We start from the raw sequence: 18,633 nt of genomic DNA, 5'->3' as shown, positions 1-18,633 counted from the left end.
AAACCGGCCTGGCCGGGTCCTGTTCACTCGGCGGCGATCTGCCCCACGGCCAGCAATTCGGACAGTGTCCCGCTCAACGCGCCTGACACTGAGGACAGTTCGACAGCGGCCCGCTCGAACTCGATCAACTGCCGGTGAATCGCTCCGTACCGTCGCTGCTCGTCCATCGGCAGTCGGAGCGCTCTGAGACGTCGCACATCCACACGTGAACTGACCGATGCGTGGGTACCGGCCTGGCGCGCGTTGAAGCGCACTCGCAGGCAGGCCGCAAGGAACCACGGGTCGAGCCGCTCCGGATCCACCCGAAGCCGCTGCAGATGTGGGCCGAGCACGTTCGGTGCCGACGTCTCGACCCAGGCGTCGAACTCTGTGAACGTGGTGACCACGACGATGTCCCCGGAGCTGGTGACGGTCAGCTTCCGCTCGCGTTCGCCGCGTTCCACATCGTCCGCGGTCATCCACCATTGTTCGCCCTGCCCCTCCCCCAAGTGCGCGGCCATGAGTACCGGCACGCCTTGGTCAGGACGGGGACCTCGCCGAAGCGCCCCCTCGGGCAATGTTCCGCCCGGCGTCAGCGCGAGAGCGTCGGCGGCCTCGAGCTCACCCACGCTCACCGCCACGCGCGCCTGGGGCGAACGTGCCGAAGCCAGAGGGCGCAAGGCCTGCCCAGCGTCGCGCACAGCGACCAGAGCCTGGTCGAAACGCGTCCAAGATCTGTTCAGTTCCACGGCGGACGTTGCGACAGCGGGTGGCACGTGACGAGCAGGGGTGAGGTCCGTCTCCTCCCCCAAGAGGTCCACCACCGGCACCATCACGACGCCGGGCGGGGCATCGCCGCGCACAGCGGCAAAGACCCGCTCCCGCACCCCGTCCCAGTCGACCACCTGCGTACCGCCCTCGGTCGGTGTGTGGCGGCAATCCGCCGCATCGACCAGTAGGACGCGCCCTTCGGCCTCGCTCGTGTCCGGTGCCCGGAGAACCCACAGGTGCAACCCCACCCCGTAGGGCGGCGCAGCACCTGGCGGCAACGCAACCACTGCCTGCAGCGATCCGGCGCGCAGCAACCCGGCCCGAATCCGGCGGCCGGCTCGACGGGAGGCCACGGCAGGCGGCAGCAGCACAACTGCTACTCCATCCTCAGCCACGTCGGACACAACATGCTGCACCCAGGCGAGTTCCGACTCGGTACGGGGCGGCTGGCCGAAGAGCCAGCGTCGGTCCGTAGCCAGCTCGGCATGGCCCCAGTCCCGTTCGTTGGCAGGCGGATTGCACAAGATGATGTCCGCGCGACCACCAACAACGGGGGCGTCGCGCAAGGTATCGGCGATCACGATATCGACCTGCTCGTGTCCTACGGCCAGGTCCAGCCGAGCCGCCGCGAGCCGCGCCAGGACGGGATCGACGTCAAGGCCCGTAAGCTTCAGCGGTTCCCTAGCCGACCAGTGTCGAACGGCGGCCATCAGCAGCGTGCCGGTACCGCAGGCCGGATCTGCTACACGCCGCACCGGGCGCTGCTCGTGAGCCTCGTCGGCGAGTGCCGTCATGAGGTCGGCAAGCGAGGCAGGCGTGGTGGTGATCTGCCGGACATGAGTGCTCAGCCAGCGTTCCAACAGAACATGGAAAGTTTCCACGCCGTTGCCACTCAGCCCGGCCTGTGTTGCCTCGTCCACCAAGCGAAGTTCATTGGGTGACAGTTGAGGCACTTCGTCCGGCCAGACAGGCGAGGCGGACGCAAGCCTCAGACCCGCCTCAGCGATGACGAGTCCCATGCGGTCACGGTCACCGAGTGCCTCAATATGGGGCCACAGCCGATCCAGAACCCCGGCGGAGGCGCGCAGTTTGCCATGGATCAGCAGCCACTCTTCGACGGTGTCGAGTGCGAACTGCGGGCTGGCATCGCTTCCCCCTACAGGGTCAGGAAAGTCTTCGAACCTCCGCCGCCAATTGCTGACGGCCGCGCGTCCCACACCGGCGAACCGAGCGATCTCGGCGAGCGTCACCAGAACTCGCTCATCACGCTGCGTCATGCTGCCCTTTCTAAAGCCGACCCCCTGCCGTGCCACCTGGCACGACGAACCCCCGCATACCTCATGGCGGATTGATTGACTGAGTTTTCAGTCTACTGCGAACGCTTAGGCCAACCTTATGAGGCCTCAGCGTCACATCCCGCGGACCTCAGATCCGCGGCGCTCCGGCTTCACCGTGGATGAGCTGACGGTGAGGTACGGGCCGAGCAGGTGATGAAAAGCCGACGCACCGCCGGTATGAGCCGACCGGAGCTGTTCAAAGCGCCGTAGGCAGAGGTCAGGACCCCGCGAGAAGTGCGCGGGCGCTGGGTTTGTGGGTGAGCACACTGGACGTATCCGTGACGTTCCAGGAGTGTCTGTTCGCAGGATGCAGCCGCCGACTCGCCTGCGGCCCGATGCACGTTCCCTGCAGAGAGGCTGGGAACCGTCATCGGATGTCATCCCTCTTCCTGGGGCGGGAGGGACGACGGCGAGCGGTATCTGCGGGTGCGGAGTCTCCCGTCGGCTTCAGGGGCTGGACCGGTGACACTTCCTGCGTTTCGAGGCGCTCCATCCCCGGGAGGAGATCGCCGGACAGCGGAGGCCGTGCCGCGCGGTTGCGACAAGGCGGGTCCAGCACCTTCCGACGCGTGAGCTCGGCCACGTCGATGAGCGGTCCGGCCAAGACGCCTTCCAAGAGCCGGGCTTGCGCCGGTTCCGCAGCGGTGAGGCGCCTCAACACCGACAGGTTCTCCGCCAGTTCGATGCTCCACCTCGGACGCCAGGTGTCGGAACGCATTCAGTCCAAGGGGCTGCCAATCTGTCCATACAGCCACCCGCTACGCGCCGCAAGCCACGCATCCAGCACCTTCCGACCGCCCGCGTCGAGAGGACCTGCGTCTGGCTTTGGCCACAGCTGGCCGAGGCAAGCGCACCGCTTGAAGGAGCCGGAGAAACCTTGGCCCCTTACGCCAGGTCCTCCAGCAGCAGATCCAGCGCCCCCTCCTCGTGCAGGGCGATCCCCAAAGCGTCCATGGCCGGGGCCAGTTCCGGGTCCCAGGCGGCCTCGACGCGGGGGCCGGTGAGCAGGAGTTGCGGTGTGCCGTGCACCTGTGTGCGTGTCGCGAGGTACTCATAGTCCGCTGCCTTCATCCGCCATGACTCGGCCTGATAGCGGTGGATGACGCGGTTCGCCAGCGCGATCCCCGGCCAGTCGAAGTCTCCGTGGTAGGCGAAGACGCAACCGGTCGCAGCCAGCGCGTCCAGGAGGGCGAGGACGACCGTCGTCGCGCTGCCCGAGGTACAGATCAGCGGTGCGGTGCGACCCGCGTCCGCTGCGGCCTCGACGACACGTGGGTTCTCGCAGACGTGGATGCGCGTGCGGGGCGGCAACTCCAGGCTCAGGGTGCGGAGTTCGCGCAGGGTGAGATGGGCCTCCAGATGGTGGTCGGCCCGTTCGCGCAGGGCGGTCTCCTGCCACGTGCCGCCCGTCGGACGCAGGCCGTAGGTCAGGACGGTGCTGGAGACCTCGTCGGGGGTGACGGAGGCAAGGTGCCACAGCGCGCGGCGACCGGGGGCGTCGACCGGAACGTCGGCACCGCATGCCAGGGCGATGCCGCGCTGGACCAGCCGCGCCAGCAGGGTGCCGTCGTCCAGGCCGTGGGCGGAGCCGGTGGTGCGGGTGGCGAGTTCACCGCGGCCCCAGGCGGCGGGAGTGGGGTCGGCGCCCGGGCCGGGGAAGAGCGCCGCCAGGGTCTGGATCGCCTGGGTGACGGTGGTGAGCACCGTGTCCGCCGGCCCACGGGTGAGCGTGCCGCTGCGTCGTATCTCATCCAGCCATGAGCGGGCCCAGGGCTGGTCGGTCAGTTGTGTGGCAGCCAGGGTTGTCTCGGCCGTGGACCGCAGACGAGTGCGCTCGGCCGCCGCCGCATCCCGGACCGCTCGGCGGTCGGTCAGCGGCGGCCCCAGTTCCGCCAGTGTCGCGGCCAGACCGCGGCCGACTGCGCTGGTGCGCAGGCGGGTGTCCAGGTCCGACAAGCGGATCGAGGCGCCCGGCGCGGTGAGGGATTTCGCAAGGAGGAGGGACAGGGCCTCGCGCTCCTCCGCGTCCAGGTTCTGGAGCCTGACCGTGCCGGTCGGCTGCAGGCCGTTGCGTTCCAGGCGTGCGCGTACGGCTGTCCAGAGGCGGACGAGACCCGGGCGGTTCAGGAACGCGAGGGCTTCGGCGGCAGGTTCCTGTTCCGTCGCGCTCTCCTTGCTGTCCTCCGTCATACCGGCATCAGGCGTCTGTGCCGCCCGTTCCACGTGTAATGGAGCGTGGCCACCCCCCGGACATGCGGGTCACGCAGGCACTCATAGATGTGCAGGGACGGTACGTCGGGCCAGTTGCCGATGAGACGTTCGCTGGTGAGGACGAAGTCGAGGTCCAGATCGACCAGGATGCGGCCGAGGCGGGCGTGGGTGGGCTCGTCGACCTTGGCGAACGCGTCGTCGAGGAGGATGAGGCGTGGGGCGTGCGGGGCCGAGTCCGCGAGGCTGGTGAAGTGCGCGGCCGCGGCGGCGAAAAGGACCAGATACGACAGCACCCGCTGCTCACCCTGGCTGAGACCCGTGCGGCCCGATAGCTTGCGTCTGCTGGTCGGGGCCGCGTCGTTCACCACCCAGGGCGTGAAAGTGAACCAGTCCCGGTAGTCGAGGGCCGTGCGCAGGTGGGAGGCGTAGCCTGCGGCCGGGTCGGCTCGGCGGGCGTCCTCGATGCGGCGCTGGAGGACATCGCGCAGTTGCTCGGACTGGTCCCGGGTGCGCAGGCCCGAGGGGCTGCGCAAGAGGTCGACGGCGGCCTTGACGTCCGCTTCCACTCCGTCGGCCAGTTTCCAGTCGAGGGTGATGCCTAGGCCGTGCGAAGTGCGGACCGTGGACAGGGTGGCGTTGAGGGCGGCCACCAGAGCCCCTGCGGCCAGGACTTGAGTCGAGAGGTGGTCGCCCAGTTCTCCGGTCAGGAAGCGCTGGAAAACCTCGCGCTCGCGTTCCGTCAGCCGGTTGCGGGCTTCCGCAGCCTGGACGGCGATGCGTTCACCCACTGCGGCGATGTCCTGCGGGCCATGGTCGTCGACAAGCCGGCAGAGCTTGATGCCGTCGTGTTCCTCGATCGTCGCGTCGTAGCCTCCGGAGAGCTGGTCGCGCAGTTCGGTGTGGCGGTTGAGGAGCGCTGTGTCCGATATGTCGCGACGTTCGGCGTCCAGCCGTCCGCGTACGGCCTCGACCAGCAGACGCAGCGCCTTCACGCGTTCCCGTACGTCGTCGTGGATGGGGTCCGACGACTTCAGGCCCCCGTCCTCCGCATCGCCGTCGAGGCCCGCTCCCCCGAGCACGCCGGGCAGGACCAGAGCTGCTCGCACATGCCTGCCGCAGGTCAGGGCCTCATCCTCCTGTGCGGCAAGGGACTCGCGCCGTACCCTCTCGTCCTCTTCCGCGCGTACACGCTTGTCGTGCACGTCGTCCATGTCCTCCCTCACGTGCGGGAGTTGGCGCACCACGGCCTCCAGACGACGCTGACCGTCAGCCTCGCGCCGCAGGATCTCCTGCTCGGTGGCGCCCACCGACTCCTCCAGGCCTCGGACGGTGCGGCGGGCGGCCTCCAGACGGTCCAGCGGCTCGGTGTAGTCGGCTTCCGCTTCTCCGCGGGCCGACGCAGCGCGCTCGTAGTCCGTACGTCCGGCCTGATGGCCGTCGGCCGTGGACATGACCGCGCGCACCCGCCGCCGCAGCAGCACGACGCCCTGGCCGAGGCGGTCCAGGGCGACACGGACCATGTCGAGCGCGGCAGAGTCAGCGGGCAGGCCGTGGGCGCTCGCCGTCGCCTCCGTCTCCCGTCGAGCCGCCACCGCGCGAGCCCGTACCTGCTCCGCCTCGCGCGCCGCCCCGGCCGCCTGGCCCGCGAGGGTCTCGGCCGTGTGTTCGGCCTCGGCGGTACGCGCCCAGGCGTCGGTCAGCCGGCGCGCGGAAGGTGGCCGGTGCAGGGTGTCCGCAACTGTGTCGCGATGCCCGGTCAGGATGCGCAGGCTGTGCTGCTGCTCCGCCAACTGGCCTTGGGTCACTACCAGTTGCTCGTCGAGTTCGGCCAGCGTCCGGCGGCGGGTCTCCGCGCGCACCGCCGCGCCGACGTACTCTGCGGCCCACTTGGAGTGGCGGCCATGGGCGATGCCGAGCCGCCATGAGCCGTCGGTCCCCATGGCCGTGTCACCCGCGCTGCCCGCCGCGTCCCCGGCCACCAGCGCCACCGCCGCGAGCACCCGCTCCACCTGTTCCGCCGTCACCCCGCTGTCCGGCGCGGCGACCGGCCGCAGCGCCTGGGCGAGCGTCGTCCCGGCCATCGGCGGTCCCGGAACGAGCAGGGTGTCCCGGGTGGCCGGGTCCAGGACCGTGCCGTCGGCGCGGACCCAGGCGTCGAGCAGGCCGCTCGCCTCCAGCGCGGCTTCCAGTCCCGCCCGTGCTTCCTGTGCCAGGTCGTCCGCGAAGTCCACCAGCCGGTACAGAGGTGCTCCGGTGCCGGGTGAACGGGGCGCCGCGCGGTGGGGTGGAGGCGGCGGCTCGGGGTCGGCACGACGCTCCCATTCCGCACGGTCGCGGCTGAGGCGGTCGCGGTCACCGATGAGTTCGCGGACCGCGACAGCGAGGGCATCGCGCTCCTCGCCCAGTTCCGCAAGCCACGGGTCGACGGCCGACCGGGCCGCGTCGGCCACCTCGTCGGAGGTCTGCGCCGGCAGCGGTCCGTCCGCCAAGTCGGTTGCGACCAGGGCGAGTACCGGGTCCAGGGGCATCCCGATGAGACCGCGCAGCCGCTCGCTCCAGGCCCTGACCTCGTCGGCGTACGCCTCTCCCTCCCGCGCCGTTTCCTGTCGGCGCACGTCCGCCTGAGCGCGCGCACGATCCGTCTGTTCCTCCAGCCGCTCGCGGGTGGCGTCGGCCTCCTGTGCCTCGCGACGGGCTCGGTCCGACCTCTCGATGAGGGCGCGCAGTTCGGTCACCGTCCGAGCGCGGTTTCTGATCACCGGTTGCGCGGCGTCGAGTTGGGCGTCCCAGGTGGGCAGGTCGGTCGCGCAGGCCTCGGTGTCGACCGCCAGCACTTCGGTGTGGCGTACGAGGTGGAAGTCGCCCTCCGGTGCGGTCAGTTCGGTCGTGGCGGCCGGTGAGACCAGCGCGGCGGTGGGCGCAACGGGATCCCCCAGGTGCACGGGGGCAAGGCCCGCCCGCTCCGCCTCGCCCACCAACTCGCCGTGTGCCGTGCTCAGTTCGACGAGCTCTTCGCCGAGTCGGTCGGCCTCGGCGGTGAGCCGCCGCCCGGCCTCCTCCTGGTTGCCGTGGGCCTGGCGCAGGGACTTGAAGGCGGTGGCGGCCGCGTTGTGCAGGGCGGTGACAGTGGCACGCTTCTCCGCGAGCTCCTTGAGGCTGCGGTATCCGGTGCTGGCGTGCAGCGCGGCGAGGTCCGTTTCGGCTGCGGTCCGCTCGCCGACGAGGCTCTCGACGCGGGCGGCGACCTCCGCCTCGCGTCCGCGCAGCGCCTCCGTGTTCCGCGCAGCGTCGCCCGCGGCCTTGCGGCACTCCGCGAGCCGGTCCAGCTCGGCACTCGCCCGGTCGGCACGGCGGCGCAGGGCCCCGTGCAAATAGCCGCGGTAGTCGGTAAGGAAGGTGCGCAACGCCTGGTCGGTTCGCTCCAGGCGCCCCAGGTCGGCCCGTACGGCGTCGAGGTCGTCAAGGTTGCGGGCCACCTTCTCCACGATCTCGTCGTCGAGCGCGGGCAGTGTCTCGGCGAGTACGGAGACCAGGCCGCCGGAGTCGATCCGGTCACCGATGGTGGGCCGGCGCAGCCGGTGCAGGAGGTGAAGCAGGTTGCGGTAGCGAGCCGGGTCGGTCAGGCCGAACAGTTCGCGAGCCACTCTCGCCCGGTGCTCCACGGCTCGGTCGGTGACGTTGTCCGCGCCGACGTGCTCCTTGAGCTGGTCAAGGGAGAGGGGCTGGCCGGCAGGGGCGAGGTGCAGGCCTTCTCCGACCCGGAGCGTGGTCACGAAGAAGTACGGCTTTGCCGTCCTGGTCGAATGGGACGCGCGGACGGCCGCACCGAGAGTGAGGTGGTGGTCGACGCCCTCTTCGTCGGTCCGCGCGAACTCGACCCAGAGATAGCCCAGCCGATTGGTCTGCTGGAAGCCGTCCAGCATCAGCCAGAGGAGGGTAGTGCGCCCCGTGCCCGTGGCGTCCAGCGCGCGGGCGTCGCCGTCGAGCAGATACGGCAGCAGCATCTCCAGCGCCTTCGACTTGCCCGCACCGTTCTTGCCGCGCAGCAGGAGACGGCCGTCGCCGAACGCGAACTCCTGCTCGTCGTACTGCCAGACGTTGCGGATACCGGCGCGGCGCAGGCGGTATCGGTGGAGGGAGGTCTCGGTGGGAGTCATCGGGGTGGTTCCTCCATGACGGCGCCCGCGGTGGACCGCGACAACTCTGCGGGCAGCGAGGGCAGTTCGGTGGCACGGGGTGTGACCGCGACCGTCGTCGCGTACCGGGCCGCCGCCGCGAGGAGCACCCAGCCCGCCGCCCGGCGCCGACCGCGGGCGCCCGAGACATCCGTGACGGAACGGCCGTCGGCCGCTGTCTCCTCGTATCCCTCGGGCAGCCCGTGGCCGTCCGCGCGCACGGGGCCCTCAGGCGCCATCAGACGCATCCGGACGAGGAGGTCCAGTACGGCGGCGAGGAATCCGTCCCGGTCCTCCACGTGGCCGCGCTGCCAGTTGCTGCGTCTGCCGTACTCGTCCACCAGTTCATCGAGCAGTTCGGGCAGCAGGCCCTCCGGTACCGGTACGCCGATGACCAGGCGGCCCCCGATCGCGGGATGCCCCGGCTCCTGCGGGCGCAGCCGGTCGACGAGCCGCTCCACGAGCAGCAGCGCGGCCTGGGCGACCGTGCCGGTGCCCGGCAGGTGCAGATCGGTGAGTTCGGCGTCCGGGTCGACGAGGGCTACTCCCTCGGCGCGGATCTCGGCCTCCAGACCGAGCAGTTCGGAGAACGCCTGGGCCTCGCGCCGCTGTCGTGTCCGCAGCCATTCGCGCTCGGCGTCGGTGAGGTCGTCGAGGTGTACGACCGGAGTCTCGACGAGACGCCTGCGGACATAGGTACGCGGTCCACCGAAACCTGGATCGGCGGCCCGGCGTACGAGGTCCGTGCCGTCGCGGCTCTGGGCGAGCGGACCGGCGACAACGGCCCGTGCGATTTCGCGGTCCACGGTCAGCAGTGCCTCGCCGGCCCGGTCCTCGGCGACCGCCGACACATGACCCTCGGTCTCGCTGAGGACGCCCCAGTCGACAAGTCGGCGCAGCGCGGCGGCGAGTGTCCGCCGCTCGGCCTGCCGCCCGGTGTCGGTGATCTCCATCCCGGCGTCGACGGCCGCGGCCCTCAGGTCGGCGACGAGCTGCGAGAGCAGGATCTGTTCCGGCGCGGTGACGAGGACAGACAGAGCGAGGGCCAGGTAGGCGTACGTCCGTGGAGTGAACGGCGTCCCGGTCGACGGTCGCTCCAGGCGGTGCCCCGAGCTCGGTCCGAGGCCCGACTTGAACAGCCGGGCGTACGTCGCCTCCACCAGCAGCCGGTAGCCGAACACCTGCTGGAAACGCTGGGCGAGCCAGTCGGCGTGGCGGCGGACGAGCGGGAAGGTGTCGCTGTGCGGTCCGGCGCTGGTGACCAAGGGGTGTGCCAGGAGCAGCCGCGCGGCGGTGCGGCGCTCGGCGGCGAGCGCGACGTCGTGAGCGGAAGGCAGGGGCATCAGGCGCTCGCCTCCTCGGTGTCGGGGGCCGGGGCATTCCCGACGGCCAGGACCGACGCGCCCCCGACGGCAGGGGTCGATGCCCTCTCGACGGCCAGCGTGAGGTCGTCCGCCGTCAGGTCGCCGTCCACGGAACGCAGGAGCGTGTGCCGGCCGGGAGTGCGCCATGCAGTCAACCGGATGCCGAGATCCGCGTCGGCGGCCTGCGCCCCCTCAAGCAGGAAGTCCCCAGTGTCCATGTGTAGTTGGGCGTTGCCCAGCGCCGAGGTGAGCAACTCCAGGAGCAGCCGCATGGCCGCCGCGCCGAGCCTCACCTGGTCGAACCTGCCGGACGCGCTGCGGAGTTCGTCGGCGGCCGCCCGCCGGGCCTCGGTCTCCTCCCGCGCCTGCTCCATGAGGCGGTGCTTCTGCTCGGCATGGTCCTCGGCCGCCGCGGAACGTCCGCGCGGCGCTCTGCTGCCGCGCTCGCGCAGGGCCACGGGTACGTCCACGACGGGTCCGGTCCACCAACTCACATACGCGGGAACGGGCCGGTCCGGGTCCGGTGCGACTCCCAGGTGCCGCGCCCCGTAGAGCCCGAAGGCGGCGACCGCTATGTCGTGGGCCTCCTCAGGCTCCGCGGTGTCGAACCAGGCCGCCAGCCGCAGCAGATCCTTGCGGCGGGACATCTCGCCCGAGGCCGAGCGCAGCATCCGCTTGGCGTTCGCGAGCAGGGACTGCAGGGCGCGCAACGTGGCATCCCGGAGCTGGTCCACCTGGCTGCCGTGTCCATGCCCGCCGGTGTCGGCGAACCAGTCGCGCAGCCCCTCCCAATCGACGAGGTCCCGGCCCCGGCTGCGCTGCACTCGTGTCTCGGGCAACGCGTCGGCGAGCGCTCCGATCCCTGCCGTGTGCGCGTCGATACGGGCGAGCAGCACGGGCAGATGCGGCCAGACGGCGTCCAGGTGTGCGGCGATGCGCGGGGCCCGGAAGGAGACGTCCTCGGTGATGGCCTCCACGTAGTCGAGCAGCAGCTCCTTGAATCCCTGGTACTCGGATCCGTCGAGGTCGTAGCGCGCCAGGACCTGGCCCAGGTAGGCGTAGAAGTCCCGTACCGACTCTGCGAATTCGGCGAACTGCACAAAGAGCGTACTGATCCGCTCCAGGGCCTGCTGCGGGTTCGCGCCACCCGGTGCCGCGACGAGCGCTGCGATCTCACTCAAGCCGCGGTCGACGAGCGCGAGCAGTTCGCTGCTCACCTCGCGGGCGGCGTCCGCGCCGGACAGCACCTCGTCCGCGTCCCGCTGGACGCGCTCGCCGAGCTTGGACAGCTGGTAGCGCGACCGGGAGCGCTGGTATTCGGCGATGGTCGTCGCCCGCACCGCGTGGGTGCTGCGCAGCAGGTTGCCCCACCGTACGAGTTGTTCGAGCCGGGCGGTGAGCGTCTCCGCGTCCAGCGCCGCTCCTGGCCCGCCCAACTGCCGCAGCTTCGCGAGCACATCGGGTACGGCCAGATCCGCGAGCAGCGTGCCGCAGAACACCCGCATCACCGCGAGGTGTTCCAGGCGCTCCGGGGCGCTGAGGTAGGCGTACGCGCTCAACCGCCGCCAAGCCTCCGCCCCGGGATCCTCTTCGTACGACTCGTTCCCCTCCATGTCGCCGAGGGTACGGATCGCCTCTGACACTCCGGCGGAAGTCGGCCAAATCGGGGACATCAGGCGGACATCAGTGGGAAGGACCCACCGCCCGTGCGACACCACAGGTGCGAGCACCGTACGAAACGCCCATCACTCACCCCCGCCCCAACAACCCCTCACACTGCGCCCCCAGCCACGTCATCCCATACGTCTCCGCCCCCCGAGCCGCCTCCCGCAGCAACCGCACCGCGTTCGGTTCGCTCCCCGGACCCCCCACCCGCCGTACCGCGCGGGCCTGGGCCAGGCGGAGGCGGGCGAGTTCGGGCTGGGAGGAGCGGGCCGGGACGGCGGCCTGGCGGAAGTGTTCGAGGGCGGTGCCCGGTTCGTTCGCGGCGAGGGCGAGGACGCCGCAGGCGCGGGCGGTCGGGCCGACGAGGACCGTGGGCCAGCCGCCCAGGGCGAGTTGCTGGCCGTCGTGCGGGGCCAGGCGCGCGCGGAGTGTGGGCAGTACCGGCGCCAACTCGGCCTCGAATCCGCCCTCCAGGTCCAGCGCCGCGCAGACCTCCGCGAGCAGCACGAGCGCGGGGACGGCCCAGCCCGACGGCGGGAAGCGGTCGACGTCGGCGACGCAGCCGAGGAACAGGTCCGCGCCCTCGGCGTGCTGCCCCGTCTCGCACAGGGCGAGGGCGAGACCGGCCCGCCAGACCGGGAAGTAGGCGTGGCGCTCGACGTCGCCTGCCAGGTCGGAGGTGAAGAGTTCGGCGAGTCTGCCCTGCTGTCTCAGCAGCCAGTAGGCCTGGCCGAGGCGGGTCTGGGTGAGGTTGTCCGCGGGGACGGCGTAGTCGGCGCGGAGCAGTTCGATGAACTTCAGCGACTCCACGAAGATCCACTCGGCGGCGGCGTCGAACCGGCCGTGCCACAGGTCGAGGAGGGCGTCGAGGGTGTGCCGCTGCCACAGGGCGAGGGCGCTCTGGGTCTCGGCGGCGTGCTTGCGGTACTGGTTCGCGGTGGCGAGGGCGCTGAAGATCCTGCCGTTGCGGAGCTGGTCGATGGCGACGGCCATGAGGGCCTCGCCGCGGAAGTAGGGCGAGTCCTGCCGGGCCGCGGCTTCACGCAACCGCTCCGAGAGGGTCAGTGACTCGGGGGCCGGCATGAAGTCGTAGCGTGCCCAGCGGCACTCGGTGAGGACTTCGCAGCGCACCTCGTCGTCGCCGTCGTCGGGTAATCGGCGCAGTGTCTCCTCGGCGAGCCGCGCTCCCTCGGCGGGTCCCGCCAGTCCCGCCGCGGTGTCCTGGCTGACGGCGAGGGCCATCTTCTTCGCGAGGTGGGCTTCGAGCCGCAGCCGCAGTCCCGCCGCCTCGGAGCTCCGGTCGCCGTCCAGCGCGGTCAGGCAGCCCCGGATCGACTGGAGCAGTTCGCGGTCGACCTGGCCGGGGTCGGACCAGCGGCGCGCCATCCTGATCACGGCCTCGGCCTGCGCGCGCGGGTCGCCCTCGGCGCTGTGGTAGGCGGCGGTGTAGTACCGTTCGGCCTCGCGCATCCCGCCCGCGGTATGGCTGAGGTCACCGCGCCGCAGCAGCCGGCGGAACTCGGCGCGGTCCGGCGCGACGGCCGAACGCCCGTCCCTCTCCGGCGACTTGACCGCCCCGGACGCCTTCTCCCGGACCGCCTTCGGTACGGCGTCCGACCCGGGCAGCGGCGCCAGTCCGACCAGCGCGCCCTTCGCGCCCAGCACCTCGTCGCACAGCTGGGCCAACTCCAGGGACGCCCTGCGGCGTCCGTTCTCCACGCGGCTCAGGAAGCTGCGGCTGCAGTAGACCTTGCCGGCCAGCTCGCTCAGCGACATGCCTGCCGCGATGCGGCGCCTGCGTAACTCGGCGCCGAACCCGTCGTACTCGATGACCATCCCCCCAACGACACACCGCCCGAACGGTGTTGCCAAATACCCGCTGGCAACACCCGACCCCTCCGGACCGGCCCGATGACCGGGGAAGCTGTCTGTGCCGGAGCCTACGGGCACGGGGGCGCGTCCTATGGGGGAACGGGCGCACTGATCATGCCTTCGGACGAACCCGAGGCGCGTGCTGCGGTCGATATGCCGGGGGCACTCGACCGCAGCACATCCGGCGCCCATTCCCCCGTGTTCCACGGGGCATTCAGGAGCTGAACGACGACGGGGGACGGGGGGTCCACGGTCCGGGGCGCGCGGGGGGCGCTCCGGACCCCGGATCAGCCCTGGCTGCAGTAGTCCACCCAGCGGTGCGAGGAGATGTTGTTGTTGACGCTCTTGCCGAACTGCGACAGGCCCGCGCCGTAGGTGAAGCGGTATTCGCCGGTCGTGGTGTCGGGCCAGCTGTCGCCCTGGCTGATGCAGGCGTGCGCGCCGCCGGCGTTGGGGGCGGTGTACAGGTCCACGGCGTCCAGGCCGCCCGCGTAGCCGTTGTTCCAGATGTCGGAGGTCAGGTTGCGGCAGCTGCCCCAGTTGTCGGAGTTGCCGGACCACTTGCACTCGCGGCCGCCGCCGTAGGGCTGGGTGTAGACGTGGAGGTAGCCGTCCCCGGAGAGTTGCGCGGCCGCGGTCTTCTGGGTGCCCGCGTCCAGCGCGCTGGCGCTGGAGACCGGGGAGAAGAGCGCGGCGACGGCGGCGGCCGAGGCCGCGACGGTGAGGATGCGCTTGACGGACATGGTTTCCCTCGTTTCGTTGTGGTGGGGTGATGCGCCCACGGTCGGGTGATGGGCCCGAGGTGGGGTGATGCGCCCACGGCTCGACGGCCGTGGTGGTCTGTGTGAGCAGGGAGGCGGGCCGCGCTCAGTCGCCGTGCGCGACGATCGCGCGGGCGCGGGGCAGGGCCTCGCGCTTGAGGCGCGCGAGGTCGGCCGTCTCCCGGGGGTGGCCGCGCTGGAGCCGGGCCCGGTACTCGGAGTCCAGGGAATCGGCCACGGACGACAGGCCGCTGGAGACGGCACAGGCCGCTTCGGCCGAGGCCAGCCGTATCTCCTTGTCGTGCGGCCACGGCGCCTCCGGCAGGGTGGCCGCGGCGCGGGCCCGGGCGGGGTCCGAGTAGGTGTACGTCCGCTCGCGCATGCAGCGTGCCCACACCTTGACGGCCGCCTTGTAGCGCTTGTCGTCCGTCACGAGGCCGACGCGCATGCCGACCAGACTGTCGCTGACCCGGGTGGCCCGGAACCAGGCCTGGAGGTCGCCGTACAACTGCCGTTCGGCGGCGGCCTGGCAGCCCTGGTCGCTGTGGGTGACCCGTATGCCGTTCGGGAGGCGGGCCGAAAGTCCTTGCGGCCGCGCCCCGTTGAGGTCGCTGACCAGGACGGCCCTGGCCTCGGCCGGCACGGAGTGGAAGTACCGCTGGTTGGGGTCGCTCCGGACCTGGCCCTCGCGCTCGCGCCGCAGATCGGTGCCGTAGCCGTGGGCTCTGGCCCAGGCCGGGTCGTCCACGACGTAGGGGAACCGGGTCGAGACGTCCTCGGGGCCGGGCGGCTCGATCCAGTACTTGTGTCCCTCCTTCTCCATGCACGTCTTGATGAGGAGCTGCTCCGCGAGCCGCAGCGTCTCCGCCGGGCTGCCCGCGGCGCGGGGCGTGCTGCTCGCGGACGCCCCGGGGGTGGTCGTGGTGCCCGCGCATCCGGTGGCCGTCGTCGCCAGCAGACCGGCGGTCAGCAGGGCCAAGGTCCAGCGGTGCATGGGGCGCCTCCCGGGGATCTCGTCGAACGGACGTGGTGCTTTCGAGCCGTTGACGCCCCACGGGTCCCGTCCGTATGCCCCTGGATCACAAGGTTTTTTTCTTTCTCCGGCGCTCATACGACGGCGGTCGGCGAACCGTCTTCCCTGCACGCGACAGGCCTCACCGACCGTCGAGAACCAGCCAACCGGCATGAAGAAGGAGGAGCGCCACCCCCTGAGCGGAGGCGCGCACGACAGACGTCACCTGCCCCGACGTCGCAGGTGAGGGACACCGGTCCGCCGAATCGATCGAATCCGGTCACGGCGGTCCGGCCGTTGCTGTGCCTTCGCTATGTCGTGGGCATGTTCGCCGTTATCTTTGCCGTGCTCCATCGGGCGGGTGGTGCGGCGATCGGGGAACGATGTTCGAAGTGCGGCTGCTCGGTCCGGTGGAGGTGTGGGCCGGCGACCGGCGGGCCCCGCTCGGCGGTGTCAGACCCCTCGCGGTCCTGTCGGCGCTGGTCGTCCACCTCGGCGAGGTGCTCTCCACCGACCGCCTCGTGGACTGCGTCTGGGACGAGCGGGCGCCGGCCACCGCGGGCGCCCTGGTGGCCACCCATGTCTCCGCCGTACGCCGGGCCCTGGCCCGGGTCACGCAGGACGCCGTGGTCCGGACGCGGCCGCCGGGCTACGTCGCCGACCTCGACCCGTCCCAGATCGACGCCCGCCGCTTCGAGGACCTGCTCGCCTCGGGCCGGGCCTCCGCCGCCGCGGGCCACCGCGAGGAGGCCGCCGACCTGCTGGGCGAGGCACTGGCGCTGTGGCGCGGCCAGGACGCGCTGGAGGGACTGGGGCAGTCGTTCGCCCGGATCGAGGCGGCCCGGCTGGGCGAACTGCGGATCGTCGCGCAGGAGGAGTCCTTCGGACTGCATCTCGATCTGGGCCGCGCGGACCGGACGATCGCCCCGCTGCTCGCGCACGTCGCCGCCCACCCGCTGCGGGAACGGCCGCGCGGCCAGCTGATGACCGCGCTCGTCCGCACCGGCCGCGTCTCCGACGCCCTGCGCACGTACCGCGAGGGCCGCGCGGTCCTGCGCGAGGAGCTGGGCATCGACCCCGGCCCGGAACTGCAGGCACTGCACCAGGCCGTACTGACCAACGACGCGCAGGTGGCGGGCACCGCACTCCCGCCCGGCACCGCACTCCCGCGCAGTACCGGCCGGGCACCCGCGGGGCCGCCGGCCGAGAGCCGCCGCGCTCCCACCCCCGCGCCGTCCCATCTCCCGCCGGACATCGCCGACTTCGTGGGCCGCGCCGAGCAGATCGCCTGGGCCGCCTCGCTGGTGGGCGGGGTCGACGAGGCGGGCCGTACCGCGCCGCCGATCGGGGTGATCTCCGGCCGGTCCGGCACGGGCAAGACCGCGCTCGCCGTGCACGTCGGCCACCGTACGGCCGAACTCTTCCCGGACGGGCGCCTGTTCGTGGACCTGCGGGCGGCCGACACCGCGCCACTGCAGCCCGCCGACGCGCTCGCCCGGCTGCTGCGCGCCATGGGCACCGACCCCGAGACCCTGCCGACCTCGGTCGAGGAGCTGACGGGGCTGTACCGCACCCACATCGGGCACCGGCGCGTCCTGCTGATCCTGGACAACGCGGCGGGCGAGGCGCATGTACGGCCCCTGCTGCCGCCCGGCCCGGGCTGCGCCGTCCTCGTCACGAGCCGGCGCCGGCTGGTCGCGCTGGAGGGCTCCGCCCACCTGGACCTGGCCGTGCCCGGCCAGGCGGAGGCGCTCGAACTGCTGCGCCGCGTCGCCGGGCCGGACCGTACGAGCACCGAGCCGGAGCGGGCCGCGGAGATCGTCTCGCTGTGCGGGCGGCTGCCGCTGGCCGTGCGGATCGCGGGCGCCCGGCTGGCGGCCCGCCCGCACTGGGCGCCCGGCCGGCTCGCCGACCGGCTGCGCGACGAACGCCGCCGGCTGAGCGAACTGCGCGCCGGGGACCTGGAGTTGCGCACCAGCCTCGAACTCGGCTACGCCGACCTGGAGTTGCCCGAGCGCCGGGCGCTGCGCCGGCTGGCCCTGCTCGACCTGCCGGACTTCGCGGCCTGGATCGCCGCCCCGCTGCTGGACATCGGCACGGAGGAGGCCGAGGAGGCGGTGGAACGGCTGGTGGACTGCCACTTCATCGACGTGATCGGCGTCGACGGCACGGGCCGCAGCCGGTACCGCATCCATGACCTGGCCCGCGAACACGCCCGCGAGCGCTGTCTGTCCGAGGAGAGCCCCGAGGAACGTACGGCGGCCGTACTGCGGTTGGTGGCCTCCTGGCTGGGTCTCGCCGAGAAGGCCGCCGCCCTCGGCCCGGGCGGAGCGGCCCGGCGCTTCCCCGAACCGGCCGCCGTACGGCCCCTCGACGCGGAGACCGAGGAGGAGCTGCTGGAGCGGCCCACGTCCTGGTTCGCCGCCGAACAGGCCTGTCTCCTGGCGGCGGTCGAGTACTGCGCCGACCACGGCATGGTCCGCGCCGCCCGCGATCTGGCCGGGGCGCTGATCGCGAGTTCGGCCGCGCTGTACAACCAGTTCGACGCCTGGTCCCGCTCGCACGCCGCCGCCATGGCCGCCGTGCACCGCGGCGGGGACGACGTGGGAGAGGCCTGGCTGCTCGCGGGGCTTGGCCAACTGCGCTATGAACAGGACGAGTTCGAGGACTCGTACAGCTACTTCGGCAAGGCGCTGCGGCTGTTCGAGGCGCGCGGTGACGTGCCCGAGGGCGTGGCGCTCGCCCTCGCCGGGATGGGGACGGCCCGTCGCGAACAGGCCGGGTACGGCGAGGCGTCGGAGCTGCTGGACGCGGCGCTGGAGCGGTACGGGGAGTCCGCCGGGCGGGGCGCCCGGGCCCGGGTGCTGTACGGCATCGGATACGTGCACCGGGAACAGGGGCGCGGCGAGCGGGCCCGGGAGGCTCTCGCGCGGGCCCTGGACCTGTACCGCGCGGAGGGCGACCGGCACGGCGAGGCGCTGACCCTGCGGTCGCTGGCCCTGTGCGACCGGGCCGAGGGCGCGCTCGCGAACGCCGAGCGGCTGCTGCACGAGGCGCTGCGGATCTTCTCGGCGCTGCGGGACACCTTCGGGGTGATGTACACCGAACAGTCGCTGGCCAAGACGGAGTTGAGGCTCGGCCGCCTCGACGAGGCACGGTCGCGGCTCGGCCGCTGCCTGACCGTGGCCCGCGAGCGCCAGGACCGCTTCGGCGAGGCGCTCGTCCTGCGCACGCTGGGCGAGTGGCACCTGGCCGCCGACGATCCGGACGGCGCGCGGGAGCCGCTGGAGCGCGCCCTGTCGACATGGGAGACCCTGCGGCTGCCCCTGTGGCGGGCCCGCACCCTCCGGGACCTGGCCGACGTACGGGAGGCGGACGGCGACGCGTCGGCGGCGCGGTCGGCCAGGGCCGAAGCACTCGGCGTCTTCCGGGAGTTGGGCTCCCGCGAGGCACAGGAGCCGTCCGCGCGCCTGTAGAAGTGCTGGT

9 protein-coding genes are annotated in these 18,633 nt (G+C 71.9%); 1 reads left to right on the top strand and 8 read right to left on the bottom strand.

Going from position 1 to position 18,633, the window contains the following annotated elements; all coding sequences use genetic code 11:
- Nucleotides 1-23: 23 nt before the first annotated feature.
- The 8 genes from OO69_RS19165 to OO69_RS19130 form a co-directional block, all read right to left on the bottom strand.
- A complete protein-coding gene (locus OO69_RS19165) occupies nt 24-2,027 on the bottom strand; it encodes an N-6 DNA methylase (protein ID WP_033281982.1) in 2,004 nt (667 codons plus the stop codon).
- Nucleotides 2,028-2,972: 945 nt separating this feature from the next.
- Nucleotides 2,973-4,277, bottom strand: coding sequence for a TIGR02679 family protein (locus OO69_RS19160; RefSeq protein ID WP_033281912.1), 1,305 nt, complete (start codon nt 4,275-4,277; stop codon nt 2,973-2,975).
- Complete coding sequence (locus OO69_RS19155) at nt 4,274-8,455, bottom strand: TIGR02680 family protein (RefSeq protein WP_033281911.1); 4,182 nt, start codon at nt 8,453-8,455, stop codon at nt 4,274-4,276. Before OO69_RS19155 ends, OO69_RS19160 begins: the two co-directional genes overlap by 4 nt.
- Nucleotides 8,452-9,816 (bottom strand): TIGR02678 family protein, encoded by a 1,365-nt coding sequence (locus OO69_RS19150; protein WP_051801108.1) that lies wholly within the window; start codon nt 9,814-9,816, stop codon nt 8,452-8,454. Before OO69_RS19150 ends, OO69_RS19155 begins: the two co-directional genes overlap by 4 nt.
- Nucleotides 9,816-11,450 (bottom strand): TIGR02677 family protein, encoded by a 1,635-nt coding sequence (locus OO69_RS19145; RefSeq protein WP_033281910.1) that lies wholly within the window; start codon nt 11,448-11,450, stop codon nt 9,816-9,818. Before OO69_RS19145 ends, OO69_RS19150 begins: the two co-directional genes overlap by 1 nt.
- A gap of 136 nt (nt 11,451-11,586) precedes the next feature.
- Entirely contained in the window at nt 11,587-13,338 is a 1,752-nt protein-coding gene (locus OO69_RS19140; protein ID WP_033281909.1) for a helix-turn-helix domain-containing protein, read from the bottom strand.
- A 323-nt stretch (nt 13,339-13,661) separates the two neighbouring features.
- Nucleotides 13,662-14,117, bottom strand: coding sequence for a hypothetical protein (locus OO69_RS19135; RefSeq protein ID WP_033281908.1), 456 nt, complete (start codon nt 14,115-14,117; stop codon nt 13,662-13,664).
- Nucleotides 14,118-14,241: 124 nt separating this feature from the next.
- The gene (locus tag OO69_RS19130; RefSeq protein ID WP_033281907.1) at nt 14,242-15,129 is read right to left on the bottom strand and encodes a hypothetical protein; all 888 of its coding nucleotides are present in this window, start codon (nt 15,127-15,129) and stop codon (nt 14,242-14,244) included.
- Between the two features lie 401 nt (nt 15,130-15,530).
- Between OO69_RS19130 and OO69_RS19125 the strand changes: the two genes are divergently transcribed.
- Entirely contained in the window at nt 15,531-18,623 is a 3,093-nt protein-coding gene (locus tag OO69_RS19125) for an AfsR/SARP family transcriptional regulator (protein WP_033281906.1), read from the top strand.
- Nucleotides 18,624-18,633 lie beyond the last annotated feature (10 nt).

The sequence above is a fragment of the Streptomyces sp. NRRL F-525 genome (assembly GCF_000716605.1).
Lineage (GTDB): Bacteria > Actinomycetota > Actinomycetes > Streptomycetales > Streptomycetaceae > Streptomyces.
Note: the sequence above shows the minus strand (reverse complement) of the source record. Positions and strands in the feature narration are given on the sequence as shown.